We start from the raw sequence: 26,347 nt of genomic DNA, 5'->3' as shown, positions 1-26,347 counted from the left end.
CCCATAATCTTCCCATAATCGTATAATGCGATCGCCCCGGGTTTTCATAAACATAAATTTCGTTAGGTTTTCTCCATGACGGTTAACTCTCTTCTAGAAGTGATTTGGACTATTTCGGCATTTGGGCTGGTGGTCTTGGTTCTGCTACATAGCCCCAAAGGTGATGGCATTGGTGGAATTGGCGGACAAGCCCAACTTTTTACCAGTACCAAAAGCGCCGAAACTACCTTAAACCGGGTTACTTGGACCTTTGCCATCCTGTTTATGGGTTTGACGATTATTCTCAGTGCCGGTTGGCTTGGTTAAAGCGATCGCTTTACTGGCCCAAGGCCAAGGAGTTAGTCAACGACCCCCTTGGTGACAAAACTGGGCAGTTCCAGAAAAAAGATTTCCCCTTTGCCATCTGGGTGAGGGGGTATTTTTTTATTGATGCCCTAATTAGAATAGGACATGGGCTTTCGCCTTGTCACCTCTGCGCTTAGATCCCTATCATCCCTGGATGGGAATAAAACTCACTCCAGTTGCCAACAAATATCACGGGGAAATGTATCCCTAGGGGTGAAAATAAGACTAATCTAATTCAACGGCCAAACATCGTTCAAACCTCGTTTAACCTTCAGTCTAATTGTGAAAAAGTCTAAATTACCCCAAAAATTGCCCAAACACCTAACTTTGCTCATTTTAACTTGGGTAACTTTTTTGTCTGTAATATTGACAAATCATCCCATCATCGCCAAAAATTCATTCAACAATTCACCCATTCAAACCAACCTAATAAACAATTTACCAAAAACTGCATCAGATGCAGCATCAGACGCAGAAAATATCCTGCCCAAACCGCATCCTTTGCCAGAAACATTGCAGCAGTGGCAAGACTCCAGCGGCGATTATTTCTCAGAAATTGCTCCGATTTCATCCGTAGGCTATCTGATTTGGTCGAAATTTCCCGTCACCGTCTATATTCAAACCCCAACACTGGAAGAGTTAGAAACTTTTGAAGGCAAAAGTCTGCAAACCTGGGTGACTTTTGTCTCCCAAGCCGTTGCCGAATGGAGCGTTTATTTTCCCTTAAAAATCATTGACGATCCAGAAACCGCCGATATCGCTATTTGGCGGCGCCGCCCCGGTCTAAGACTTTCAGAAACCGGGGAAATTCTGCCAGCGCGATCGGCGGAAGCTAATTATCAATTATATCATATATCTCAGCAAAAATCAGATAATTCAACAGATAATTTACCAGATAATTTACCAGAAAGTTTAGCTCATAAATTTACAATTTTACTGAGTCCCACGCAAACAGGTTCTTATATTCAATCAGCGGCAAAACATGAACTCGGTCATGCCTTGGGCATTTGGGGGCATAGTCCCCTAGAAACCGATGTCATGTATTTGGCTCAAGTGAGAAATTCGCCGCAAATTTCCCCGCGAGATATCAATACATTGAAGCGCATTTATCAGCAACCAACTTATTTAGGCTGGCCTAAATTATTTTAGGCAATTTTTTTTAACTAATCAAAATAAATTGTCTAAATAATTAGGGTAACATAATTAATTGCACTTTTCGTTCCCCACCGTAAATCCTTGGATTCCCGCTTGTAGGAAGGTTCATAGGAGAGAGGAAAGAGAATAGAGAATTTTCATTAGCATCCTCTTTCCTGTGCATCCTCTTTCCTCTGATATGGTCTGCATTTATTTCTGCCCACCTACTTATTATAACGTTATGTTTATGGCTTCTATGGGATAGATATGCGATCCCAATTTTATTACCCTGGCATAGCAAAACGATTAGCCAAGATTGCCGGACATTTACATCAGCGATCGCTCATTTAAAAAACTATACTTTTATACATAAAAAATATAATATAATTTTGCCTAAACAAGATATAATATTTTACCAGGGGTGCCGCTTGTCAAAAATCAGCGTAAACAAGCAAATAAATCCGGAAAACCTGGCATTTATTATAAAAAGTTACCAGACTGGTTATTTCATAAATAGTTCAAAATAGGAAGGAGAGTTTTTAATGGCGACTAAAGAATTCGCTCAGGTATTATTAAATCCTCAACTGTTTGAGGATACAGAAGTCACTACAAATATCCCAGACCCTCACCGCAGAAAGCACTTTCAGCTATATGGTCACAGGTGGTATCGATGCCGGGTTGAATGCGTCCCCCGAGATCGACCTGGAGTGGTATAGCACTAACTACGCGGCAGAACTGGAAGCTGATAAGGCCATCATTGACATTGACGGCAACGGCGAGGTGGACAATGCCGAACTCTACGATTATGTGACTGGCGTAGGCTTAGAGAAAGGTCTCAACCCATCGGCACTGATTGATTTTGAAGCTTTTCGTGCCGAAGGCTCCGCCTCGGCTCAGGACTTGCTGACCTACTATGACGCTACCTCCCTGGAAGAAGTGAGCTATACCGAAACCCTAGAGTATATGTTGAGTGCTGGGTTGGAAGCTGGCCATCTGCCTTATGATAAGGTGGACTTGGAAGCCTATATCGCGGCTAACACCGATAAACTGATTCAATACTACGGCGTTGCTGCGATCGATCAGGTCTCAAAGGTTGATGCTTTCAACTATATGTTCGGATCTGGTTTGGAAATGGCAATCTAGCATTTACGCGATCGGCTAAATCCATGATTAAGTTGTAGATGTAATGGCAGAGTGGGAATAACCCACTCTGCCAATTTTTAATTCAGGATTTTCATTCCGGCAACTCGCCAAATTGTTGCCGATAGCGAGCTAATTCGGCTTCAATTTCTTCCCGCCGTTGGCGTTCAGTTTCTGCTCGTTGATGTTCGGCTTCCGCTCGTTTGCGTTCTTGTTCTGCTTGGGCTTCCGCAGACTGACGGGCAAGGGTTTCCTCTTCCAAAGCAGTGGCTAATTCCGAGGGAATTAACAATTTTTCTCCGGTATCAAGGCGATAGAAACCAATCAATTTATCTTCTACCGCTAACCGTAGTTTTAACAGTTCACTCAGATTATCGGTAATGAGTTCATAAGTTTCTCCCCGAAGCCGATAGCCCTGTAATTTTTCGGTAATCCATTGTCCTTTGGGGTCAAATAACCAATATTCTTTCACCTCTAATTGGGCATACAAGTCTTTTTTGGAAATTAGATCCTGATCTTTTGTTCCTGGGGAAGTAATTTCAAAAATTACCGCCGGAACTTGCCCTTCTTCCCAAATTTTATAGTTATCTCTGCCTCCGGGTTGTACGTCAAAAATTACCATCACATCTGGGGCGATGCGTAGTTTGGGAAATCCTTGGGAGTAGTAAAGAAATTGGTTGCCTAATACGGTGGCTTGTTGACCTGTGAGGTATTGTCTTAATACTTCTAAGGTGATCAGAATTGCATATAAATGGTCGTAAGTTTCTGCCACGGGTTTACCATCTGAACTAGGATAAATTATTTCCGGGATTTCCGGGGTTGATTTGCTGGTTGATTCGGTGGTTGGTTGGGTACTGGGTTTGGTACTGGGTTGGGTTGCTAAAATTGCTGTCATAATTTTGGCCGATCCTTATATTGGTGTTAGTTGGGGGTATTAGTTGGGGTTGGGGTGAGGGTGAATGCGCTAGAAACCCTAGGGTGGGTGGGCAAAAAAAGCCCACCAGATTTTTTTACTCAGGTAATTCGCCAAATTGTTGCCGATAACGAGCTAATTGCGCTTCGAGTTCTTCGCGACGTTGGCGTTCTTGTTCTGCTTGGGCTTGGGCTTGCTCAAGGGCAGTGGCTAATTCCGAGGGAATTAACAATTTTTCTCCGGTATCAAGGCGATAGAAACCAATCAATTTATCTTCTACCGCTAACCGTAGTTGTAATGGTTCACTCAGATTATCGGTAATGAGTTCATAAGTTTCTCCCCGAAGCCGATAGCCCTGTAATTTTTCGGTAATCCATTGTCCTTTGGGGTCAAATAACCAATATTCTTTCACCTCTAATTGGGCATACAAGTCTTTTTTGGAAATTAGATCCTGATCTTTTGTCCCCGGAGAAGTAATTTCAAAAATTACCGCAGGAACTTGTCCTTCTTCCCAGATTTTATAGTTATCTCTGCCTCCGGGTTGTACGTTAAAAATTACCATCACATCTGGGGCGATGCGTAGTTTGGGAAATCCTTGGGAGTAGTAAAGAAATTGGTTGCCTAATACGGTGGCTTGTTGACCTGTGAGGTATTGTCTTAATACTTCTAAGGTGATCAGAATTGCATATAAATGGTCGTAAGTTTCTGCCACTGGTTTACCATCTGAACTAGGATAAATTATTTCCGGGATTTCCGGGATTTCCGGGATTTCCGGGATTTCCGGGTTTGATTCGGTGGTTGGTTTGTTACTGGTTTGGGTCGCTAAAATTGCTGTCATATCTTATAGCCAGATCAGGGTAAATTGGTATTACTTGTGATTGGGTTTTGGGTGGGTTAAATTTCATCACCTTCAGACCAAATAAATTATGATGAATGCGCTAAATACGCTCTGAGGAAGTGGGCTTTTAGCCCACCAGATTTTTTTACTCAGGTAATTCGCCAAATTGTTGCCGATAGCGAGCTAATTGGGCTTCAATTTCTTCTCGTTGTTGGCGTTCAGTTTCCGCTCGTTGGCGTTCGTTTTCCGCCAGTTGGCGTTCTTGTTCTGCTTGGGCTTGGGCTTGCTCAAGGGCAGTGGCTAATTCCGAGGGAATTAACAATTTTTCTCCGGTATCAAGGCGATAGAAACCAATCAATTTATCTTCTACCGCTAACCGTAGTTGTAATGGTTCACTCAGATTATCGGTAATGAGTTCATAAGTTTCTCCCCGAAGCCGATAGCCCTGTAATTTTTCGGTAATCCATTGTCCTTTGGGGTCAAATAACCAATATTCTTTCACCTCTAATTGGGCATACAAGTCTTTTTTGGAAATTAGATCCTGATCTTTTGTCCCCGGAGAAGTAATTTCAAAAATTACCGCCAGAACTTGTCCTTCTTCCCAGATTTTATAGTTATCTCTGCCTCCGGGTTGTACGTTAAAAATTACCATCACATCTGGGGCGATGCGTAGTTTGGGAAATCCTTGGGAGTAGTAAAGAAATTGGTTGCCTAATACGGTGGCTTGTTGACCTGTGAGGTATTGTCTTAATACTTCTAAGGTGATCAGAATTGCATATAAATGGTCGTAAGTTTCTGCCACTGGTTTACCATCTGAACTAGGATAAATTATTTCCGGGATTTCCGGGATTTTCGGGTTTGATTCGGTGGTTGGTTTGTTACTGGTTTGGGTCGCTAAAATTGCTGTCATATCTTATAGCCAGATCAGGGTAAATTGGTATTACTTGTGATTGGGTTTTGGGTGGGTTAAATTTCATCACCTTCAGACCAAATAAATTATGATGAATGCGCTAAATACGCTCTGAGGAGGTGGGCTTTTAGCCCACCAGATTTTTTTACTCAGGTAATTCGCCAAATTGTTGCCGATAGCGAGCTAATTGGGCTTCAATTTCTTCTCGTTGTTGGCGTTCAGTTGCCGCCCGTTGGCGTTCGTTTTCCGCCCGTTGGCGCTCGGTTTCCGCTCGTTGGCGTTCGTTTTCCGCCCGTTGGCGCTCGGTTTCCGCCCGTTGGCGTTCGTTTTCCGCTTGGGCTTCTGCCGACTGACGGGCAAGGGTTTCCTCTTCCAAAGCAGTGGCTAATTCCGAGGGAATTAACAATTTTTCTCCGGTATCAAGGCGATAGAAACCAATCAATTTATCTTCTACCGCTAACCGTAGTTGTAATGGTTCACTCAGATTATCGGTAATGAGTTCATAAGTTTCTCCCCGAAGCCGATAGCCCTGTAATTTTTCGGTAATCCATTGTCCTTTGGGGTCAAATAACCAATATTCTTTCACCTCTAATTGGGCATACAAGTCTTTTTTGGAAATTAGATCCTGATCTTTTGTCCCCGGAGAAGTAATTTCAAAAATTACTGCCGGAACTTGTCCTTCTTCCCAGATTTTATAGTTATCTCTGCCTCCGGGTTGTACGTTAAAAATTACCATCACATCTGGGGCGATGCGTAGTTTGGGAAATCCTTGGGAGTAGTAAAGAAATTGGTTGCCTAATACGGTGGCTTGTTGACCTGTGAGGTATTGTCTTAATACTTCTAAGGTGATCAGAATTGCATATAAATGGTCGTAAGTTTCTGCCACGGGTTTACCATCTGAACTAGGATAAATTATTTCCGGGATTTCCGGGATTTCCGGGATTTCCGGGATTTCCGGGTTTGATTCGGTGGTTGGTTTGTTACTGGTTTGGGTCGCTAAAATTGCTGTCATAATTTTGGCCGATCCTTATGATGATTTGTCTTCAGGCTGGCTGTCTAAATTTTAGTGCAGATGTTTGGCTATAACAGAGAAGGGATTAGGCAAGGGATTAGGTATTTGTCTCGTATCCCGAATTAGATATCACTAAATAGTTATTTATTAATTTAGGGTTGCGGCGATTTAGGTTTGAGGCGATTTAGGGGTGTATCGCGTCTATTGAAAAGGCAACAGATTTTTTTGAGAGAGTTTTCTGGGAGTGTGAGGTGAGTCAGTTTTATTACGCGAAACCCCCGTTGACGAGAAGTATGGGTGAGGAGGTGTTGCGGTTGGCGATGCCCGCGATCGCCCAATTGCTGTTGCAAAGCTTAGTGTTTTTGCTCGATCGCATTATGCTAGGCCATTATTCGACTACGGCATTGGCATCAATGCGAGTCAGTAGTTCCCTGGATTGGTGTATTTCTACCACGTTTTCCGGGGCGTCCGTGGGGGCGATCGCTTTGATGGGACGGGCAGTGGGGGCGAATAAGCCCGCTTTAGCTGCTGCGGTGGTGCGGGTTTGTTGGCTATTTTCCTTAATTCTGGGCATGGCGATCGCTATCTTCAGTTGGTTTGCCCTCGACGATATACTCGGATGGTTTCCCTTCGGCAGCGTGGAAGTGCAAACTGCCGCCCACGAATATCTCAGAATTGTCCTTTCGGGGATGCCGTTGCAGTTGAGTTCGATGATGGCTGCGGCGTTACTCCAAGGTTCGGGGAATACCAAAACCCCTTTTTTTGTGGCGGCGATCGCTAATGGGGTGAACTTCGCCATCAACTATGGCCTGATTTTCGGGCATTTTGGCTTGCCAGAGTTGGGAGTGCGGGGTGCGGCGATCGGCACCGTAGTGGCAATGGGGGTTAATGCGATCGTCTTGGGGAGAATTCTCTATCGTCACCTTCAGACTATTTCTCCCCGTCGTCGGGGTGGGGAACTCGCTGCCCTCGGTCGGGTTTTGGATTTGTCCGCCCCAATTTTTAGTGAAAGACTATTTCGCAGCTTGGGTTATTTGGGTTTTACCGCGATTTTGGCCACCCTGGGTGATTTAGCGATGGCGACTTATGAAGTCACCGAAAGTATCGAGTTAATTCAATATCAGATTGCCGAAGGGTTTGGCATTGCTACAGCGGCGATCGTTTCTCAGCAATTAGGGGCGAAATCTCTCAAAAGTGCCGCAATTGGTGGACAAGTGTCCCTGGGGTTGGCGATCGCTGTCCTCAGTGTTGGCAGCATCATGTTTTTACTCGTTCCCCAGGGAATTTTAGAGGTATTTTCCCAAGATCCAGAAATTGTTGCTGCTGGGGTGCCTTGTTTAGTCATAGTGGCGATCGCGCAACCATTCATGGCCACTAGCATCGTCCTCGAACAAGTCCTCCGGGGTGCCGGAGATACTCGCACAGCCTTCTATATCTCCTTAGCCGGTTGGTTTTTAGTCCGCATGATCGCCACCTATTTATTTGTCTTTATCTTTCACCTCGGCTTAATCGGTGTTTGGATGGGTTCCACCTGTGACTGGATCGTTCGGTCTGCGATCTTGCTGTGGATATTTGTCCAAGGCCGATGGCAGAAAATTGCCGTACTGTAAAGACCGTACTATAAAGATACACCCACAATCACTGCCGGTGAATTTCCTGCTAACCCAGAAAAACTGCCAGAAAAACTGTGATTACCCCCTGGTCTTTTCACAAAAATTTACAATCTGACCATTTAATTTATCCGGATGACTTAGTGAATATGCTGATTAATATTTTTTAGATAACTAATTTAGGTAACAAAAAATCACCAAATTTAGTCATCTGGATGGGTATCTCAAAAATTGTAAGTCGTCAATTAGAGGAAAAAGTAATGAGTCACTTATTTCGCCCTGACAAAGTGCAACTATTTGCCGAACCTGTGGTTGGTTGGGTAGAACAAGAAATATCCGACAATCAACCGGGACGAGTTGCCTGCCAAGGCAGTTCTTGGCCTGCTCAATTGTATTGTGCCAAAAGCGAATTCGTTTTATTGCCCAATGAAGCTGTTTCAGTGGTTGGCAGCCAAGGCATTACTTTGTTAGTAGAACGCTTTCAAGGCTAAATGAGTTGATTGGAGTTGATTGAACTTCGATTTCATAGTGAATCATGTTTATTTCAGATTACTAGGCTAAATTGCCTAGTTTTTATGAACATAAAAATTTATTGATTAAATAATATTTAAATTATCTTAAATAATCATCTAAAAATTTAAAAATTAAAAAATTGACATTTTTTAATTTAAACAAAAATATTAATTAAATAATCTTAGTTTAGTTGAAACAAATAATTAATCAGCCATCAATAATCTAAAAAAATAACCAAATTACCTGAAAATGTTCTATAATTTTCCTGGTTGCTTATTTTGTTTGATCCAGAAATAATCATGGAATACCGACGGTTTGGCCGCACAGAGTTGCAAATGCCAGTGTTTTCCTGTGGAGGGATGCGCTACCAACATTCTTGGCAAGATGTACCAAAATTGATGATTCCGGCAAAAAATCAGGAGATTGTGGAAGCGACAATTCAACGATCTCTAGAAGTGGGAATTAATCATATTGAAACGGCGAGGGCTTATGGCACTTCAGAAATTCAACTGGGGCAAATTTTACCCAAATTTACTCGCGATAGAATGATTGTCCAAACCAAAGTGACTTCTTTGGAAGATCCCAAAGAATTTAGCAAAAAGTTTGAGACTTCTTTAAAAAACCTGAAACTTGATTATGTGGATTTGTTAGGACTACATGGAATTAATACCCATGAATTGTTAGGCCAGGTGATGCGTCCTGGGGGATGTTTAGAGGTGGCCAGAAAGTTGCAATCCCAGGGAAAAGTTAGGTTTATTGGGTTTTCAACTCATGGCCCTACGGATGTAATTGTCAAAACTATTGAAACCGGCTGTTTTGATTATGTTAATCTCCATTGGTATTATATTAATCAGGGGAATTGGCCAGCGATCGAGGCGGCAACTAAACACGATATGGGAGTATTTATTATCAGTCCTTCCGATAAAGGAGGAAAACTCTATGAACCACCCCAAAAATTAGTGGACTTATGCGCTCCTTTGAGTCCCATTGTGTTTAATAATCTCTTTTGTCTCAGTCACCCTCAAGTGCATACCCTGAGTATTGGGCCGACAAAACCGACGGATTTTGATGAACATTTGAAAACTTTGCCCTGGTTAGACAAAGCCCAGGAAGTTTTACCGCCAATTTTAGAACGATTGAAACAAGAGGCGATCGCCTGTTTAGGAGAAGACTGGTTAAATACCTGGGAAATTGGCCTGCCCAAACCGGAAGAAACTCCGGGAAATATTAATATTCCGGTGATTTTATGGCTGAGAAATTTGGCCTTAGCTTATGACATGATTTCTTATGGCCAAATGCGTTATAACCTGCTCGGAAATGGCGGCCATTGGTTTCCCGGTGCCAATGCCAAAAAAGTCAAAAAATTAGATTTAAGTCAATGTTTAGCCAACAGTCCTCACCGGGATAAAATTCCCGCACTTCTGCTAGAAACCCATGAATTACTGGGGGGAGAAGAAGTGAAACGTTTATCCCAGAGTTAAGCCGGGAGGCGGGGGAGTGGGGGAGCGGGGGAGCGGGGGAGCGGGGGAGAGTGAAAAGTCGTAGGGGCGAATGGCCAAGAGAGAAAAGAGAGGAGAGAAAAGAGAGGAGAGAATATCTTTCCTATGCTTCCTCTTTCCTATGCATCCTCTTTCCTATGCATCCTCTTTCCTCCCTTTCACTATTCACTCTCCCCTCTGCCCCTCTGCCGACGGCGGGCTCCTCTGCCCCGAAAGCCCCCCTGCACGATGGCGGCTCCCTACAGGGGTTTATGAGAAGGAAGCCCCACCGTCCGGGGATATTCCTCTGGGGTTGGGGCAATTTTCCGTAAGTAAATGCAATGACGGATCGCTTTACTAAAGGGGGTTTCAAATTTTTCAATAAAATCAATTGCCCCACCTAATTTTTTCACAGCAATTTCTAGGCTGTCTGTTTCGGCATCAGTCCAGTTGCCTCGATAAAGAATTCCTAGTCCGCCAATTTTTAATAGTGGTAGGGCATATTCGGCACAAACTGAGGCTTCAGCAACGGCGCGGGTGACGGCGACATGATATTGTGAGCGGTGTTCCGCTTCTTGCCCCAGTTCTTCAGCCCTAGCGGTGATTGCTTTGGCATTTTCCATGCCTAATCGGTGAATGACACTATTAATAAAAATAATTTTTTTATTGGTGGAATCAAATAAGGTGACTTGCCAATCGGGACGGGCGATCGCGATCGGTAAACCGGGAAAACCTGCCCCTGTACCAATGTCAATTAATTGTACCGGCATTTCATTTTCTGTGGCGATGGAATCCCCTTGTAAAAAGGGCGAGATTCCCCGTAAAGAATCCCACAAATGTTTTTCCCAAAACTCTTTAGGTTCGACAATTCTAGTTAAATTCATCTGCTGGTTGGCTTCCAGGATAAAGTCATAAAAGCTTTGGAATTCTAATATATGACCTTCATCAGGCTGCCAATTCATTGTGCTTTGCCAGAGATGGATATATTTGGGTAAACCTGATTGTTGGATGATGTTTTTAGCCATAGTTGTGTTGAATTGAGTCAGAGTTTGAAGTTAGTTAAATAGTTTAAAATATTTTGGGATTTTTTGAAAAAAATTATAGATTAATTTAAGATTAAACATTTTTGGAGAAAGGCGAAAATTAATTGAGAGCAATTGTCTTTGGTCATTTGTCCTTTGTCATTTGCTCACGGAGAAGTGATTTTCTGTGACTGGGAGCATCGGCTAAAACCACCAGGACACAAAGAACACGAGGATTTTCTCGGCGATCTCTGTGTCTCTGTGGTGAAAACTCTCTGGGCAGATAAGCTGATAAACTATCTACTGACTTCAATCAAAAACAGCTTAATCACCTAACACCGATCGATACTAAATATGACTACTGCTGTATCACAAAATCCTGGACTCGCTTCTCGCTTGGTCAATGGCTTACTCGCGATTAAACCATTGGCGAACTATGCCAAACATCAAGCCCGTCAAATGATGATCGATCGCGCCGAAAAAATGGGAGTATCTTGGCGTAAAGAAGCGGAAACCCTGAGAAACCGCAACTGGGACGCGGAATTGGCCCAAGTACAAAATCCCCAATTAGTCTATCCCGACTATTATGTTTGTTCGTTTCATGCTTATGAAACCGGCAATTTAAGCTGGGAAGCTGCCAGTGAGGTGGAAGTAGCCGCGATCGCAGTTCATGCGAAAATTTGGCCAGAAGCGGGGATTAACGGTGATGCCAAACTGCGCCAAAGTTACCACGATATTCTCAAATCCCAATTACCCCAAGCCCCCCGCGATATTGTTGATTTGGGGTGTTCCGTGGGTATGAGCGCCTTTGCCTTACAAGAACTTTATCCCGAAGCATCTCTCACTGGTGTGGATTTATCCCAATATTTTCTTGCGGTAGCGCAATATCGTTCACAACAGCGAAATATTCCGATTAAATGGGTTCATGCAGCGGCAGAATCCACAGGTTTACCAGAAAATTCTTGTGATTTAGTTTCGGCTTGTTTAATGTTCCATGAACTGCCCCAAGAACCTAGTCGGCAAATTTTCCAAGAAGCCCGACGGTTATTGCGTCCCGGTGGACATTTGGCGATTATGGATATGAATCCCAAATCCGCAGCTTTTGCCCAAATGCCGCCATATATTTTCACCTTACTCAAAAGTACGGAACCTTATATGGATGAGTATTTTACCTTGGATATTTCCCAGGCAATTATTGACGCTGGTTTCCAAGCCCCTCGGATTACCATTAATAGTCCCCGCCATCGAACTATTATTGCTCAAGTTGCTTAATCTTTCCGCTTGAATATTGAATGATTACCTCGGTGTTTTCGGGATAATCATTCAATAACTTATCCCCATAAATTATCCTCATTTCATACGGGCGAAGCTGTGGTGCGTCTAGGCTGGAATAGAAGTTAATTGTTTATATCTTAAAATACTTGCCAGCCTAACACACCCTACATTTTGCTACATTTTGCTAACACACCCTAATGTGGTGCGTCTAGGCTGGGATAGGAGTTAATTGTTTATGTCTTAAAATACTTGCCAGCCTAACACACCCTACATTTTGCTTAAACTTCCGCGAACACACCCTAATGTGGTGCGTCTAGGCTGGGATAGGAGTTAATTGTTTATGTCTTAAAATACTTGCCAGCCTAACACACCCTACATTTTGCTACATTTTGCTAGATTTTGCTAATCCAAAAAGTTAGCGAAAGAGTTGGCGAATTGCTTCTTGGGCGTCGTCGCTTAAATCAGCGGCAATTCTCATCAACTCGTGACCAGTATGTAAGTAGTGTTCATCATAGTTAAGGGTGAAAAATTCTAACTCTTCAATGCCATCACCGACTTGATTTAGGGCATAGTAAAGGTTAGCGGCGATCGCCGCGACATTTTTCGGGTTGGGCATAGCGCGAAAATGTTTTTGCGCCTGGTTAAATAACCGCCGACAACTATTTAAATAGGCTTGAAAGTCTGCCATCAGTTCATCATCAAAAGGATCCGCCGATAGCTGGTCAATTTCATCATCCAAAGCTGATAAAATTTGCTGGATAATTTGATTAACCGGGGTATAAACTTGTTTAATCCAGTGATGAAAATGTGCATCAGTATCTCGTTCGTTTTGCTTTTGCTGCCGATACTGATTTTGAGCATAAACTGTGCGCTCTTGCCGAGAATTTTCCCGGTATTTTGAACCATGAATTTCTTGATCGTAGTCTTGTCGGCGTTGTCGATCTTTTAAGATTTCATAAGCGGCATTAATTCTAATAATATCCTCGTGATTCGCCGTATCACAGTGACTATCCGGGTGAAATCTTTTCACCAGTTGGCGATAAGATGCTTTGATTTCTTGTTGGGTAGCGCTGCGACTGACCCCCAGGGTTTCATAAGGATTCGGTTTCGTCGTCATATCTGGATGATTTTTTTGAAATTGATAATTCAGGAATGGGCAATGATACCTAGGATTTCAATGCTTGCTTGTGGCGATCGCACAACGGGAAACCTTCAGACCCTGGGTCAATCTGATGCCAAAAAATTCCTGACCTCACAAATCATAATACAATCATCCGCAGAAAGCTATCAGTAGTCAGTCGGTTGCGGCTAGTTTGCGGCTGATTTTCCGGTAAGTCACTCATCTCTGACCAGTAATCGTGGATAGCTGAAGACAGAGAATCCCTAGTCAAAAAACTCACTTGCGAATCCCGTGTCTCTGATTTTTACCCCCAGGCCCTAGTTGTTTATCGGTGAGTAACCCTGTACAATGAATTACCATGAATTACAATGAATTACAATGAATAAGATTGTTCGGCAGATAACTGGGAACTTATTCCAGTCAAAATAGTCGGTCATGGCGAAATATTAAGCCGTACAATCCGAGTAATTTATCGGGTTATTCACCAACAAAATTATTTAATATTTTGGGTAAATTTAACCTGGTTTTGTCAAAACATGGCTGAAAATTGCTTATAATGGCTTAAATAATCATCATCGGAAACTTTTTCTATATGGCATTCCAACCCAACCCCAATCAAGCTTACAGTTTAGAAGATATTCACCAAGTATTGTTAGTAATCGAACAGATTCAAAAGTTAAGTTTAAGACCCCAAAAAAGTGAACTGATTAACACGGTGATTCAACAACTGACTCGGTTAATCGGGTCTAAAAAATTCCCCGTCCAAGTTGCCGCCAAAACCCATGAGGAGTTAAGAACGCTTTTAGAATCACTGACCGCGGCGGAAATGGAGCAGATCGATCTGGCGATCGGTGAACCAAAAATCGATGTGGCTGTTTTGACGAACCAAGAAATTAAACAAATCTTGTTAATTTTAGAAGGAATTATTGCCCTAAATTTAAGACCTCAACAAAGTCAATTGATTCAATTTATGATTCAACAACTCCAACCTCTCACCGGGCAAGAAAAACCAGAAATATTAATCAAAACCGCCCAAGCGCTGCAAATTGAAGCTATCTTGAATTCTTTGACTGCCGAAGAACAAAAAAGCTTAGACAAAATTATTCCCCAACCGGAGAGCCAGCCTTATTTTTTGACCCAAGCGGAATTAAACGATTTGCTATCAATTCTCCGTGAGTTGCAACACTTTAAGCAAAATCCTGAGATTGCACAGGTGGCTGAAGCTTTAGTGCCAGACTTGGAGAAACTACAAGCACAGGGAGAAGCTGAAGTAGAGCTTCACGGTATGTATGCAGCGCAAATTCAAATGATTATGGAAGAACTAATGCCGGTATAATCTAGAGTGTCCGTTGCCAAATATCCTCTTTTTATGCTTTACTCTGATGGTAAAGTATTAATTTAAATTTTCAGATATCTAACTTTATGACTGAGCTTATGACTGAGCCAAATTTAGCGAATTTACCGAATGATATCGATAAAGTTCATGTAATGTTGAGTCTTGCTGGAGGGCATCAATGTGCTTTGGCACTCAACTCCGCGAACGATCCCCTGTTGAGTGAACTATTTGATGCGTTAATTAAGCGATCGCAAAATCAACCCGCCAATCGCATCTTTAAAATTCCCCTAGATGAAGGGAGATCGGCCATGTATATTCCCAGTGAATCTATTGTTAGTATCGCCACTTCTCCGCCGATGCAATTAGATAGCACGGGTTTAATTTTAAAACATTTTCACAACGTGGAAATCCCCTCAACTTATGCATTAGGCGCCCAATATCTCCAGTTTGATAACTTTTTGTCTGGGGAAGAACATCAGCAACTTTTGACTTATGCCATATCAACTGAATCCCAATTTGTCGGCAGTACCACTACCAATAATCTGAGTGATTATCGCAAGTCTAAAGTAGTTTATTCTCCCGATGCAAATGTCCTGCAACCACTGCTGAATCGAATTCATGCATTGCTGCCAGAAGTTTTGCCAAAGTTAGGCTTATCTCCTTTTAATATTGCCCGAATCGATAGCCAATTAACCGCCAGTAATGATGGGGAATTTTATAAAATCCATGATGACAATAGTTCCCCGCCGACGGCGACTCGACAGCTTACCTATGTCTATTACTTTTATCGAGAACCAAAATCATTTACTGGGGGAGAATTAAGAATGTACAATAATAAAATTGAAAACCATTATTGGACGCGAGGGGAAGGATTTACCACCATTGAACCCCGCAACAATAGTATTGTGTTTTTCTTTAGTGGTTACGAGCACGAAGTGTTGCCCGTTAACTGTCAGTCTAAAGCTTTTGCGGATAGTCGATTTACGATAAATGGCTGGATGTCCAGAGCGAATTAATTCACAATTTACTATTCGATGCATTATAGCAAAGCAGGGCATAATTTTACCCCTGCTTTAGGCTGGCAAGTTCTTACGGACTGGTTGATAGCTAGGCGATCGCTCATATTCTAAGCAAAAATATGGGCAAGTATTGGTTGAAGTGCAAGTCAATCGCAATTCAAACCCTAAGTATGAATCAGCATTCAGTGAATTCAAGAAAACATTTTCGATTTCCCAATCCACTCAAAACCCCAGCTTTGACAGCGGCTTTTCTAGCGGTAGGTACAGTCTTAAGCACGATCGCCGGTTTTGGATGGGGAAATCCTTGGTTAATGCCAATTTTGGGTGCGGCAGTTTCTTATCCGATTTTGCTATTTTATGTCCAGCGCGATCGCCATCGAAGCGCGATCGGTTGGATGTTGTTTTGGGCTCTGTGTCAAAGTGTCGCGGTTGCCGTTGCCACTACTTTCGCCCCAGAAAAAGCGGCTCAAGTGGTTCTTAGTGGCACTTCCTCCACCGCAGAAATGTTGCATTGGATTCGGACAGGAACCGGGGCAGAAGGTTCGCTGCGTTTGTTTTTACCAACTCACTTGCGAAGCTACCTGGTTTTTTGTATTTTGTCTCTGATTACCTGTGGAAGTGGGGCGTTGATTTTGGGGACTTACCAACTGAATTATATGAATTTTTATGTGGCCCAATTGATCCAACTGAGTGTGAATCCTTGGCTTTCAGGGGCGATCGCTTGGCCAATTTGGTCTATGTTGCGAGTCATTGGGTATCTCTACACTGGAGTTGCCCTCACTGTTGGGGGTTTAAACCTAATTAGTCTGCTGAAAAAACAAGTCCCAAACCATCAGTTTCCTCAAAGATTTTTGTTGCTTGGTTTCGGATTTGTGGTGGCGGATATTGTGTTCAAAGCAGCATTAGCACCGATTTGGCAAAAACTTTTACTCAAGGGTCTTTTGGGCTAAATAAATTTCCTCAGCACGGGTATTCATTATCAGATTCCAACAAATCAATGGCATTCTGGCTAAGATTGGGGCTATCGTTGATAAACCATAGAAATATATGAGTATCGATGAGGAGCTTCACTACATATACTCCTGAAAATCTTCTAAGGGATCATCAAAATCTGGAGATATCCAAATTTGACCTTTGGCGCTGCCCCGTTGCCTTTTTTTGTACCTGGGGAAAACTGACTCAGTTTCAAAATAGGTTGATTGTTTTGAGTAATGATAATTTCTTCACCATTTAGAGCCGATTTCAGCCAAGAAGAAATCTCAGTTGTTGCTTGGGTAGTGTCAACTTTCTGCATTGTTGATTCCGGGATGGGAGATGGATCGATTCGTTTTAGTTATATATGTCGGCATATCGATAATAGCAATACTATTTTCAAGTAAATTTTGGCGTTTGTCAATAGTATTTGAGAAAAAAATTGTGATTTTTCACCACAAAGACACAAAGATTCACAAAGAAAATAAACCCGGTTTTTGAACCCCCCCCAAAGACCAAGAAACCGGGTTTCTTTTCGCCCCGCCACCCCGCGAATAGAGAGGCATAGAAGAGACAAAAGAGATGCATAGAAAAGATAAGAGAGATGCATAGAATTTTCAGAAGCATCATTAGCACCTATGCATCCTCTTTCCTCTATCCTCTTTCCTCTCCTGCTCCCCCGCTCCTCTGCACCCCCGCACCCACTCCTACGCGGCGGCTTCATGGTGCAGTTTGGCCATTAAATAGTTCAGACTTAATCGCGCTTCTTCGGCTTGTTCTGGTTGAATATTAATCGCCCGTTTATAAGAAGCCACGGCTTCTTCAAATCTTTGCAATTTTTCTAATAGTTTGCCGCAGTTATACCAAAGTCTTGGGTCGTCGGGTTTAATTTCGATCGCCTTATCATAGGAGGCGATCGCTTCATTATATCGGTGCAACTGTTCTAATAAATTGCCCCGATTATACCAGGATTCATAATTTTGCTGGTTGAGGGTGATGGCTTTTTGGTATGAAGAGATCGCTGCTTCATACTGCTGCATTTTTCCCAGCATAAAGCCTCGGTTATGCCACACTTTATAATCATCATTTCTCAGTGCAATGGCTTGATTATAAGCGTTGACGGATTCAACATATCGCTGCAATTGACCCAAAGCGTTGCCTAAATTATACCAAGATTCATATTTTTTCTGGTCGATAATCACCGCTTGTTTGTAGGCGATCGCCGCTTGTTCTGTTTGTTGCAACTTGGCTAATAAATTGCCTTTTAAATGCCAAACTTCATATTTTTCAGGTGCTAATAAACTTGCTTTTTCATAAGCGGTCAGGGCTTCAGCATATTTTTGTAACCGGGCTAATAAACTGCCTTTCTGCTGCCAATATTCAGAATTATTTGGTTGCAGGGCAATTGCTTTGTCATAAGAGGCGATCGCTTCTGAATGCTGTTGTAATCTAACTAAAATATGCCCCCGATTTACCCAAAAGTCTGCCCGTTCCGGTTGCAGGGCGATCGCGCGATCGTAAGCCGCTAATGCTTCGGAATATTGTTGTAAACAGCCCAAAGCCTGCCCCCGATTATACCAAGCTTCAGCATGATTCGGATTCAGGGAAATCGCTTGATTATAGGCAAGTACCGCATCAGCATAATAGCCTTGCTGCGACAGTTGATTGCCTTGATGAAGATAATCTTCAACCTTCACTTTCCCTGAATTCACTAAACCCTGACTTTGAGGGTTTAGTGGGCGATTTTCATAGTGCTGATAAAATTGGTCGGAAAGTTTCTGCATTAAAGTATCGGGATGAATTTTGGCAATTTTTTCTAAAGCTTTATCTCTGGCATCATACACTTCTAATACTAGATGTTGTAACTGGGTCAACCAGTCAGATTTAATCGATTCAAACTGTTGAGCCGATAAACCTTGCTGATTCAGTTGATTGCGAAATTTACCAACCTCTTGCTCATACCCGGAGGCTAAAGTTTCTAACTTAGATTGAAAAATTTTTGATAACATTTCCGCTTTTTGACTAGCCTTACTCAGTTGTAACTCTAATTCTCCTAATTCAGAAATTTCTTGGCGAATTTCTTTGATAATATTCTGAATAATCCAAGGTTTAATCAGCCACAAAAACGCGATCGCCCCAATGGGGGATAAAATAAAATTCAACAGCAAAGTGCTTAACCCAGTCATCTGCCCATGAGACAAATGTTGATTTTTACTGAAATATGGAGAATTTAACCAACTGACTAATTGGGTATTTTCGGCATTAGATGGGTCTAAACCACCAGCATGGATGGGGGAATTCAGCGTTTCTGGCAAACTAATCGATGCCATTAAATCTGGGGCATAATTTGCGGCTGGATTAGGCAAACAATGATTAAATTCAGGGGATGAATTATCCAATAGGCTTTGACTAGGACAAAGGGGATTTGCACGGGCTTGACCCATCAAATCTTGACCCAGTAACATACCAACCGTTAGCACGCTTAAATGAGAGTATTTCATAACAGTAAATATTTTTTGGTAATTTTTTTGGTAAAATTTAAATAGGACTTAGGCAATTTTTCGGATCCCGTCCGACCAAGGGGCAGAATTTATCAATTTTTCGGTAAAAGAGAAAAAAGAAGCTGCCAAAGGGGAGAGGCAAGCGGGGAGAGGCAAGAGGGGAGATGCCGGAAAATTTAGGCATCCGTGTTTTGGCAAATAGGAGATTAGGAGATTAGGAGATTAGGAGATTAGGAGATGCTGCCGAAATTTTCCTCATGGCCATACCAGATTTAATCAGCAATGTTAGGCTATTAATATGAGCAAAAAATTACCGGGAATAAATACTGCTACTAGACAATCCCCTCAAAATCAGGATAAAAAGTAGTCAGAATCAGAAAAAATTACCAAAAATCACTGCCAAAGCAGTGGTTTTTACCCAGGTGAATGATTATTGCGATCGCCAGTCCGGGAGTGAAGTCAAGGAAAATCACTCAAAAAATCGAGTCAGCAATTCGCGATCGCACCCTTGGAAAACTTTTGATGTCAAACATGAAGCGTTCAGGGAACCCACTATGTCTAATTCTTCATCCAATTATCCAGAAAAGAAAAGCCCAGAAAATGGCTATCTAACCATTGATTCCGATCCAGAGAAAACAAACCAAATATCCGCAGCGGATCCAGAATTTTTAGAGTTGGAAGCATTTTTGCCTACTTTAGCCTCGCAACTCCCCGATGCCCCAGGTATGGAGCAACTCAACGCCTGGAAGCAAGCCCTAGGGTGGCTGAGTACCTTACGGCAAGCGAGTCGAGTCTTGATGGCCGCGATCGCCCCAGAGACTTTTCGCGTCACTTATGCCAATGATTATTTTTGCCGGTTTTTTGGCCTTTCCTCCACCAGCACAGGTTTTCTCCACCAAGAAATTACTTTATTCGATCTATTTAGCAATTTAGAAGAAGCAAAAGTGCGGCAATGGTATCGCCGCCATTTGCTTTATCAATTTCTCCGGCAACGATATGCCATTGACGGCCACAAACCAGCAATGAATACACTATAAACCCATACCCTGACTACATCCTAAGCACTCAAAAATCTTCTTACCCGTACTTTGTACCTTGGCTGATACTTCTAGCGTCAGTTTTGTATCTAAATTACCCGTAACAAACAAGTTGCTTGCACGCTATTTGCGCTTAATCAGTTTCTATTCAGTTTACAATAGATACCATCATTAAGCACAAATAGTGATAATACTTTTCTTTTTTTGTCTTGACTGTTAACAACCATGTAACCTGTATCCAGTTTAACCAGATACAAGTCACCCTTGCTAAGAATGCGATCGCAAATTTTTGAGCCAAGTACGCAACTTCTCGCTAAAGTCAACTAACTGCTGAATGTTAAGTTGTGGGCGATATTTTACTCCATACCACTTTGTCAGCTTACTTTGAACTTCTTCTGATGAGACTCCATGCTTTTCAAGTTCTTGGATGAGAAATGTTGTGCAAAAAGTCACTTCTTTCCTGATCGAGTTAGTTTCATCAGAAGTGCTTGTCTCTGTTTTTGTGACCGCCGTATTTTCACCAGGAAAAGAAGTGTCGCTTGACCCGACACACCCGACATCTTCAGTCACAGCAAGGGTTTCACCCGACATTTCACCCGACATTCCATCCGACATTTCATCCGACATGGCGTGGTGATGAGCTTCGTTGGCAGATTCTAATATTTCGCCGTAAGTGGGGATTTTCGTGTCAGATTGGAAATTGCGTAAACGCAATCCTGTAATAACACGGTAAGATTGGTTGCGTTGTTTTTTGATATCTAGACCCAAGGTACACTGCGCTAATTCAAGTAAATCAGCGCTAAAATTTCGACTGTTTTTGGGTTGATAGTTGTTTTGATAGCAATACAAAGTGTAACTCTCGTAAAGCGTAGTGCAGTCTCGCAGACTGCTCGTTGAGTCAGCTTTTTTGCTGCCAATTTGTTCCTGGCCTTCTTGATCTACGACCACGCACTCGTCAAACCATGCAGCTAGGCCATCAGAATTAAATTGAGTTTCCCATGAATCTGACGTAATCAATTTTGTACAACTGCTGTCCCCCTTGAGAGTACGGGATATCCATCTGTCATCCAGACTCAGCAAGTAACGAGAGAGCGCAGGAAGTTCATCTTGGAAGTCAGCGTTAAGGTCACGTACCTGAGTGGGGTTAACTTTTGCATTGAACTGAACGAGAATCATTCGACGCGCGATCGCACTGCTGGCACCCCCCACAAACACAGATTTGTTCGATGCCATGACGACCATTCCGTCATATCGATAACAAAATGCTTTTTTTCCTTTTTCCTCTGCTCTTAAATCATCCTGACCCGTCAGCTTGAGAAATTTAGCATAGTTGTTTACTTTGCTGTCTTCATCCGGGAACACCGTAAGACGTTTCTGATAGGCATTGGCGGTCTCAAAGCGGTTGCCATTCCAGTCACTCAGGCTGCTGGAATGGATATTATTTTTACCAATGAGGTCAACAAGCAACCGAATAAAAGTCCCTTTACCACTACCACCATGCCCCTGTAAATACAGAAACTTTTGCAAGTCTGAACGTCCACGCAAAGTGGCCGCCATGTAAGCGATTAAAGTTTGTTTATTTCGTTGGTTGTTTTGAGTAGCGAAATCTAGCCACTCATCAATTTTTTTCCAGTTGTCATTTTGAGACTGATATGGGTAGGGCAATTGCCACGTAAAACAATAACCAGGGGAATGGGATTTAAGTTGGTTGGTTTTAAGGTCAAAAACTCCATCACGATATGGGATCAGGTCGGGCGACATCTTCCAATTATCGGTGCTGAGTTTTATTCTTAGCAAGGCAGAAATTGATTTAACTTTTTTATCTGTGTAAGCCTCATTATTGACATCCAGATAAGACACGATCATGCGGTTGACAGAATCGGAGTGAATTTCTGACCACATCCCGTTCTGCTCTTTGCCATACATCATCCAACGGCTAGGGTAAGATTCCCAGATAAGTTTGCCTTGGTATTCTTCGGCAATCTCATCAGCAAAATTATTGTCATTTTTTCGGACGGCAGAACGCTTTGAGTCACCTTTCCGGGACTCGGAGTTAAACTGCTTCTCCAGTTTTTTTAACCAGACATCGTGTTGAGTTTCTTTCACTTGGTTGTGTTTTCCGTTAGCAATTACATCATCTATACCTTTACCGATTGAGATATCCCAGGTCCAAATACTCACGGTGCAATCTTTGTTGATGAGTGTTTCAGCAAGACTTTTAAGTGCGCTTCTCACTTCTGGCTTACTGACGATATCCGCATCAAAAGCTATGCAAAAATGTCGTCCTGATCTAGCCAAAAGGTCAAGACCAGGGACAAGCTTTGTGCCGCATCCCCCTTTAAGATGTCCCATATTAACACCGGGCAAGGAAACAGCTATCAGTCCTTGACTGATTAAACTTGCTGCTTTTTTGGCACCTTCAGTGATGATAATAGGTTTTGTGGGGTCGTCAGCGATCGCATCCCAGTCAATCCCCTTAAGCAATGCCGCATCATAGCCGCCCTTGGAAGTAAGGTACTTGGCTGGTTTGCCATCCAGAAGAAGCGGTTTCATGGGCTTAAATTGCCGTTCCAAAGAATCACCACTCAGCCAACCTGGTTCCCCTTTATAAGCTTTCCAGCCTAGGAACTGTGCAATTTTTTTGTTGTCCCAAACTGGTTCAAAATTGGCTAAGGCGATTTCAGGGGCGATCGCGCTGGCGCTTAAATCTGCCGCCATCCATTCCAGTAAATCATCTGGAATCAATGGATGAGCACCTTTAAATAGGTTGACAAGCTCATCTTTAGTGGTAAAATTATTACTTGAGCTTAAGTCAAATAGAATTTTGTCAGGCTGGGAAATTTTCATGATCGTTTCTGCTTTAGAGATAGATTGAGTAGACATAGTTGCTTTTTTTGTAGCTATTAACTTTGTTAGCGTTAACAGATTATCAGTTCAAAAAAAATAGCTAATCAACTTAACTTAAATCTGTCAACATCTAAAAAAAAGACTGTACAATGAATCAGTAATTGCCACTTCCAGCAAACTTAATTCATTGTACAGTCTTTTTTTAATCAGAAAATTCATTAGAGTAAGGTAAGGCTTGTCTCCCTACTTTTTTCCGCCAATGGTCCGTTTTTTTTGCAAACGGAAATTTCACCTGCTTTTGTTTGCCGCTTAGTATTTTGTCAGTTACGTCACTACATTGGACTGAACAAAACTTCTGACCTTTAGGAACCTTATCTTCACAGCAACAACATTGCGTGACATCTGGAGTGTAATTCTGGAGTCTTTGCAACACGCCCTTAGCGAAACTATCAGGAACCAAAGGGTCAATGCCGTAGCGCCCTATTCGCTTAAGCTTTTTTTGATACTTTTCGGTTTTAATCAATTCTGCATATTTAAGGGCAGCCTCATAATTGTAAACAGCAATCATTGTTACCTGCTCTATTTGTTGAGGCGTTAAGCCTTCTGTGACCTCTTCGGGGAGGCAATTAAGTTGATGGTTATCCGTCATAGCGTTAAGGATGGAGATATACGAATGTCTATCGGGGGATTAGTCCCCTCACAGATGTACACGATTATCTGAGGCTATTTTTTATGGGTGTTGAGTACAAAACGAGTATCAAAAAGCTAACAGCAGACAATACAGGTACAAACTATGTAGAGCTACTTAATGGCACTGGCAATGAGTTTGTAACTAACTTTTTTGTATCTGCTGCTACTATTCTTCAGCGAGCCAACGAGATAAGACAGGCCATTGAAAACCCGTCTTGACCGTTGGCGATCGCACCGTGGCCTTGAAATGCTTGAAACCTAGTCACATCAAAGGTGTAAGCTTTTGCACCGGCAAGGTGCAACGGTGACTTTTTCAGGTCACGATCACCCCTAAGTCACCGCGAAAGTCACCGCGAAACGAAATGAACCGGGATGACAGTTCAAACACTAACTCTGCATACTTTTGCTTGATTTGTTCCAAGAACTCAGTCACGTCAAAATGACGTTGAGAGACATAGATATAAAGGTCTGTACCTATCTCAGCAACTACCAGAAAACACTCTGGGTTATCCCAGATGTCCAGTTGATAATTTTTGGGGTAAACTTTTTTGAACTGAGCCAAATATAAGGAAATCCCAGAGTTACTCAACTCATCTATCTTTTTGGCCGGTTCTATTAATCGCCACTGCTGACCTGACTCACGGCGTAATTTAGGCAACACGCTCAGAAAGTTGTTTGGGCTTGTTACTTGAAAACGGTAATCACTTAGGTTTTTGCTAAGTCAGGCACTAAAGAACCGTAATAATAATCTAGAACTCGGATGATTTCAGCCTTGGTTAACCGTGACCAGTCCCGCTTGACGATGCCTAGTCTGGACTTGAAAAAGTTGCGAGTGATTCTGAAAGATGTCCGACTGAGATGAGAAAGTTTAGCCTTTAACTGTCGGATGTTAAAGGCCGCGTAAAGTCTTTTCATAATACTTAAATCCTTGAATCAAAGGGGAACACCCTAGGCAATAGCTTTGAGGGTGTTCCCTGTTAGTTATGCCGCCTCATTTCCGTTTCCGGTCAATATTTGCCGAATTCTTCATCGGGACAGTAATACCCGAAAAATGAGAAGTCAACTGCCCTTGACCCACAATTGGGACAATGCCTGCTTTCTTCAATTGGTACTGAATTCTTAGCCAATTCAGAAGAAATTTTAGCAGCGTAAGCGCATTCTTTATCTGATGATTTTTCATTTATCCTTGCCATTCATAAATCGTTCACAGTCCTGGCAGAGTAAATTCATCGCTTCTCTTAGGGTTGCTTCAGATTCTCTGATTTTGGCTAAATATGATTCCGAGCAATCAGTTAAAGTCGCTGCACTTTCCATATAAGAAATAAGTGCAGACAGATTAGAAAGTACCTGGTCACATTTGTCCCAAGCTTCTAAATATTGCTCAGTGCTGTTAAAAGAGAAGGCGTTACTTAAGATGCTCATGCTGCTACCTCATCAGTTTCCAGTTGATGCAACCGGGCAGCAATAAAGACGATCGCCTCAATTAATTCTTGGCGCGGATCGTCATAGGCAAAAGTATTCACCGACTCGAGAAAATCATCATCAAAATATGATGCAGTGCCACATTCTTCAAGCGTTGCCGCAATGTTGCATCCCGTTCTCAGAGATGAGCTACAAGCTTCCAGTAGTGCCTCTAACTGGTCATAGGTAAACACTGTCAGGTCATGGAGAGACGCAAGTTCATCCCCCAGGGATACCTGAATGGTGACGGTTTGTGTTATATTCATAGGTAACGTACCTTTTTCTAGGTGCAGGATTGCCCGTGTCAGCGTATTCCGCCAAGAATGAGCGCTGATGCGGGTTTTAAAGTTTTTGTGGAAATAACCTAACTCAGTACGGCACTCATCCGGCCTTACCCGTAACTTTGGCAAGCGTACCCGCTTATCGGATTTTTCTGCCTTACCCGCTTTCTGGTTATCCGGCGGCCCTGGACGGTTTATCTAGTTGATTCCCGGATAGGGGCGATGGTGTAAAGGCTATCTTTGGGCGTTGAGTCTTGGTTGGCTTATGGCGTTGCATCAACTGCGGTTCTTAGCCGCGCCCCCCCCGACCATTTGCGGTAGGGGTGTTGTTGCTTGCCATGTTCTTAATATATATGAATTTTCTCTAAATGTTAATAGTTTTTGTCAAAATAATTAGCGATATATGCTAAACTACTATACAAAGACCATAAGGGATATGATAAGTATGAGTAAGTTAATGAGTGAACCTACAATGCTGAGATGGAAGTGCAGAGAGGTAATGGCACGTTACAATATCTCAAATCGTGATCTAGCGGTACGGTTGGGAAAACACGAAACCAGCATCCCTAGATTAAAAAAGGACAAAATGCCCACCATGAGCGGAGATGATCTAAACGACTTATGTAGAGCGTTGGGATGCACTCCGATGGATTTAATAGAATATGTGCCAGACAAAGCTGACGCGGCATAACCCCCAAAAACTTAAGAGATGCGATCGCGTAGCGTTGCGGATGCAACATCGCTTTCGCGGCGCGGATGCGCTATCGCCCCCCCTACCTTGGGGGGTTTTTTGTTGGCCAATGTTCGGGGAGTCATCCCCGGATAACTTCTGTACAAAGCTGCATCCTGGACCTGGATAAACAGAAAAGCGATCGCAATTCTGAGCGCTTACC

Annotated in this window: 29 protein-coding genes; 13 read left to right on the top strand and 16 right to left on the bottom strand. The window is 42.6% G+C overall.

Annotated features, from left to right (window positions below):
* The first annotated feature begins 75 nt into the window (after window positions 1-75).
* The 3 genes from secG (at window position 76) to ABWT76_RS10825 (ending at window position 2,622) form a co-directional block, all read left to right on the top strand.
* Complete coding sequence (gene secG, locus ABWT76_RS10835) at window positions 76-306, top strand: preprotein translocase subunit SecG (RefSeq protein WP_054469327.1); 231 nt, start codon at window positions 76-78, stop codon at window positions 304-306.
* 393 nt (window positions 307-699) lie between these two features.
* A complete protein-coding gene (locus ABWT76_RS10830) occupies window positions 700-1,494 on the top strand; it encodes a matrixin family metalloprotease (RefSeq protein WP_197285386.1) in 795 nt (264 codons plus the stop codon).
* Between the two features lie 636 nt (window positions 1,495-2,130).
* Window positions 2,131-2,622 carry a hypothetical protein gene (locus tag ABWT76_RS10825; protein ID WP_354636075.1) on the top strand — a complete coding sequence of 164 codons (492 nt, stop codon included), beginning with the start codon at window positions 2,131-2,133 and terminating at the stop codon, window positions 2,620-2,622.
* A gap of 91 nt (window positions 2,623-2,713) precedes the next feature.
* Here the strand turns inward: ABWT76_RS10825 and ABWT76_RS10820 are convergent, their stop codons facing one another.
* From ABWT76_RS10820 to ABWT76_RS10805, 4 genes are all read right to left on the bottom strand, one after another.
* Window positions 2,714-3,514: a Uma2 family endonuclease gene (locus ABWT76_RS10820; RefSeq protein WP_354636074.1), complete on the bottom strand. Its 801-nt coding sequence runs from the start codon at window positions 3,512-3,514 to the stop codon at window positions 2,714-2,716.
* Window positions 3,515-3,629: 115 nt separating this feature from the next.
* Window positions 3,630-4,370 carry a Uma2 family endonuclease gene (locus ABWT76_RS10815; RefSeq protein WP_354636073.1) on the bottom strand — a complete coding sequence of 247 codons (741 nt, stop codon included), beginning with the start codon at window positions 4,368-4,370 and terminating at the stop codon, window positions 3,630-3,632.
* A 145-nt stretch (window positions 4,371-4,515) separates the two neighbouring features.
* Complete coding sequence (locus tag ABWT76_RS10810; protein WP_354636072.1) at window positions 4,516-5,280, bottom strand: Uma2 family endonuclease; 765 nt, start codon at window positions 5,278-5,280, stop codon at window positions 4,516-4,518.
* Between the two features lie 145 nt (window positions 5,281-5,425).
* A complete protein-coding gene (locus tag ABWT76_RS10805; RefSeq protein WP_354636071.1) occupies window positions 5,426-6,292 on the bottom strand; it encodes a Uma2 family endonuclease in 867 nt (288 codons plus the stop codon).
* Between the two features lie 251 nt (window positions 6,293-6,543).
* On the opposite strand from ABWT76_RS10805, the gene ABWT76_RS10800 reads away from it, so the two are divergent.
* The 3 genes from ABWT76_RS10800 to ABWT76_RS10790 all read left to right on the top strand — a co-directional run bounded on the left by ABWT76_RS10800 (window position 6,544) and on the right by ABWT76_RS10790 (window position 9,896).
* Window positions 6,544-7,902 (top strand): MATE family efflux transporter, encoded by a 1,359-nt coding sequence (locus tag ABWT76_RS10800; protein ID WP_156332010.1) that lies wholly within the window; start codon window positions 6,544-6,546, stop codon window positions 7,900-7,902.
* Window positions 7,903-8,162: 260 nt separating this feature from the next.
* Window positions 8,163-8,393, top strand: coding sequence for an NfeD family protein (locus tag ABWT76_RS10795; RefSeq protein ID WP_156332009.1), 231 nt, complete (start codon window positions 8,163-8,165; stop codon window positions 8,391-8,393).
* A 321-nt stretch (window positions 8,394-8,714) separates the two neighbouring features.
* Complete coding sequence (locus ABWT76_RS10790) at window positions 8,715-9,896, top strand: aldo/keto reductase (RefSeq protein ID WP_054469394.1); 1,182 nt, start codon at window positions 8,715-8,717, stop codon at window positions 9,894-9,896.
* Window positions 9,897-10,153: 257 nt separating this feature from the next.
* Here ABWT76_RS10790 and rsmG read toward each other — a convergent pair whose 3' ends face one another.
* Window positions 10,154-10,855: a 16S rRNA (guanine(527)-N(7))-methyltransferase RsmG gene (gene rsmG, locus ABWT76_RS10785; protein WP_242053021.1), complete on the bottom strand. Its 702-nt coding sequence runs from the start codon at window positions 10,853-10,855 to the stop codon at window positions 10,154-10,156.
* Window positions 10,856-11,050: 195 nt separating this feature from the next.
* On the opposite strand from rsmG, the gene ABWT76_RS10780 reads away from it, so the two are divergent.
* Window positions 11,051-11,251: a hypothetical protein gene (locus tag ABWT76_RS10780; RefSeq protein WP_354636070.1), complete on the top strand. Its 201-nt coding sequence runs from the start codon at window positions 11,051-11,053 to the stop codon at window positions 11,249-11,251.
* 18 nt (window positions 11,252-11,269) lie between these two features.
* Complete coding sequence (locus tag ABWT76_RS10775) at window positions 11,270-12,187, top strand: class I SAM-dependent methyltransferase (RefSeq protein WP_054469392.1); 918 nt, start codon at window positions 11,270-11,272, stop codon at window positions 12,185-12,187.
* Between the two features lie 418 nt (window positions 12,188-12,605).
* On the opposite strand, the gene ABWT76_RS10770 is transcribed toward ABWT76_RS10775, so the two are convergent.
* The gene (locus ABWT76_RS10770) at window positions 12,606-13,307 is read right to left on the bottom strand and encodes a J domain-containing protein (protein WP_054469391.1); all 702 of its coding nucleotides are present in this window, start codon (window positions 13,305-13,307) and stop codon (window positions 12,606-12,608) included.
* Between the two features lie 142 nt (window positions 13,308-13,449).
* Complete coding sequence (locus tag ABWT76_RS10765) at window positions 13,450-13,590, bottom strand: hypothetical protein (RefSeq protein ID WP_156332007.1); 141 nt, start codon at window positions 13,588-13,590, stop codon at window positions 13,450-13,452.
* A 312-nt stretch (window positions 13,591-13,902) separates the two neighbouring features.
* Between ABWT76_RS10765 and ABWT76_RS10760 the strand changes: the two genes are divergently transcribed.
* The 3 genes from ABWT76_RS10760 (at window position 13,903) to ABWT76_RS10750 (ending at window position 16,615) form a co-directional block, all read left to right on the top strand.
* Window positions 13,903-14,646: a hypothetical protein gene (locus ABWT76_RS10760; RefSeq protein WP_190879323.1), complete on the top strand. Its 744-nt coding sequence runs from the start codon at window positions 13,903-13,905 to the stop codon at window positions 14,644-14,646.
* 98 nt (window positions 14,647-14,744) lie between these two features.
* The gene (locus ABWT76_RS10755; protein ID WP_054469389.1) at window positions 14,745-15,662 is read left to right on the top strand and encodes a 2OG-Fe(II) oxygenase; all 918 of its coding nucleotides are present in this window, start codon (window positions 14,745-14,747) and stop codon (window positions 15,660-15,662) included.
* A 173-nt stretch (window positions 15,663-15,835) separates the two neighbouring features.
* Window positions 15,836-16,615: a hypothetical protein gene (locus ABWT76_RS10750; protein WP_354636069.1), complete on the top strand. Its 780-nt coding sequence runs from the start codon at window positions 15,836-15,838 to the stop codon at window positions 16,613-16,615.
* 120 nt (window positions 16,616-16,735) lie between these two features.
* Here ABWT76_RS10750 and ABWT76_RS10745 read toward each other — a convergent pair whose 3' ends face one another.
* Entirely contained in the window at window positions 16,736-16,786 is a 51-nt protein-coding gene (locus ABWT76_RS10745; protein WP_354636400.1) for a hypothetical protein, read from the bottom strand.
* Window positions 16,787-17,344: 558 nt separating this feature from the next.
* Window positions 17,345-19,138: a tetratricopeptide repeat protein gene (locus tag ABWT76_RS10740; RefSeq protein WP_354636068.1), complete on the bottom strand. Its 1,794-nt coding sequence runs from the start codon at window positions 19,136-19,138 to the stop codon at window positions 17,345-17,347.
* Window positions 19,139-19,545: 407 nt separating this feature from the next.
* On the opposite strand from ABWT76_RS10740, the gene ABWT76_RS10735 reads away from it, so the two are divergent.
* Window positions 19,546-20,175 (top strand): PAS domain-containing protein, encoded by a 630-nt coding sequence (locus ABWT76_RS10735; protein ID WP_354636067.1) that lies wholly within the window; start codon window positions 19,546-19,548, stop codon window positions 20,173-20,175.
* Between the two features lie 267 nt (window positions 20,176-20,442).
* Here the strand turns inward: ABWT76_RS10735 and ABWT76_RS10730 are convergent, their stop codons facing one another.
* The 7 genes from ABWT76_RS10730 to ABWT76_RS10700 form a co-directional block, all read right to left on the bottom strand.
* Complete coding sequence (locus tag ABWT76_RS10730; protein ID WP_354636066.1) at window positions 20,443-23,058, bottom strand: phage/plasmid primase, P4 family; 2,616 nt, start codon at window positions 23,056-23,058, stop codon at window positions 20,443-20,445.
* A 166-nt stretch (window positions 23,059-23,224) separates the two neighbouring features.
* Window positions 23,225-23,671 carry a hypothetical protein gene (locus tag ABWT76_RS10725; RefSeq protein ID WP_354636065.1) on the bottom strand — a complete coding sequence of 149 codons (447 nt, stop codon included), beginning with the start codon at window positions 23,669-23,671 and terminating at the stop codon, window positions 23,225-23,227.
* Between the two features lie 214 nt (window positions 23,672-23,885).
* Window positions 23,886-24,014 carry a hypothetical protein gene (locus ABWT76_RS10720; protein WP_354636064.1) on the bottom strand — a complete coding sequence of 43 codons (129 nt, stop codon included), beginning with the start codon at window positions 24,012-24,014 and terminating at the stop codon, window positions 23,886-23,888.
* Window positions 24,015-24,025: 11 nt separating this feature from the next.
* A complete protein-coding gene (locus tag ABWT76_RS10715; RefSeq protein WP_354636063.1) occupies window positions 24,026-24,373 on the bottom strand; it encodes a hypothetical protein in 348 nt (115 codons plus the stop codon).
* Between the two features lie 44 nt (window positions 24,374-24,417).
* Complete coding sequence (locus ABWT76_RS10710; protein ID WP_354636062.1) at window positions 24,418-24,627, bottom strand: hypothetical protein; 210 nt, start codon at window positions 24,625-24,627, stop codon at window positions 24,418-24,420.
* Window positions 24,628-24,888: 261 nt separating this feature from the next.
* Window positions 24,889-25,134 carry a hypothetical protein gene (locus ABWT76_RS10705; protein ID WP_354635895.1) on the bottom strand — a complete coding sequence of 82 codons (246 nt, stop codon included), beginning with the start codon at window positions 25,132-25,134 and terminating at the stop codon, window positions 24,889-24,891.
* On the bottom strand, window positions 25,131-25,439 hold the full coding sequence (locus ABWT76_RS10700) for a hypothetical protein (protein WP_354636061.1): 309 nt from the start codon (window positions 25,437-25,439) through the stop codon (window positions 25,131-25,133). The genes ABWT76_RS10705 and ABWT76_RS10700 overlap by 4 nt, the downstream gene beginning before the upstream one ends.
* Window positions 25,440-25,857: 418 nt before the next feature.
* On the opposite strand from ABWT76_RS10700, the gene ABWT76_RS10695 reads away from it, so the two are divergent.
* Complete coding sequence (locus ABWT76_RS10695) at window positions 25,858-26,145, top strand: helix-turn-helix transcriptional regulator (protein WP_354636060.1); 288 nt, start codon at window positions 25,858-25,860, stop codon at window positions 26,143-26,145.
* The last annotated feature ends 202 nt before the right edge of the window (window positions 26,146-26,347 follow it).

Source organism: Planktothricoides raciborskii GIHE-MW2, from assembly GCF_040564635.1.
Lineage (GTDB): Bacteria > Cyanobacteriota > Cyanobacteriia > Cyanobacteriales > Laspinemataceae > Planktothricoides > Planktothricoides raciborskii.
The sequence above is the reverse complement of the archived record's forward strand: the minus strand, read 5'-3'. Positions and strand labels throughout refer to the sequence as shown.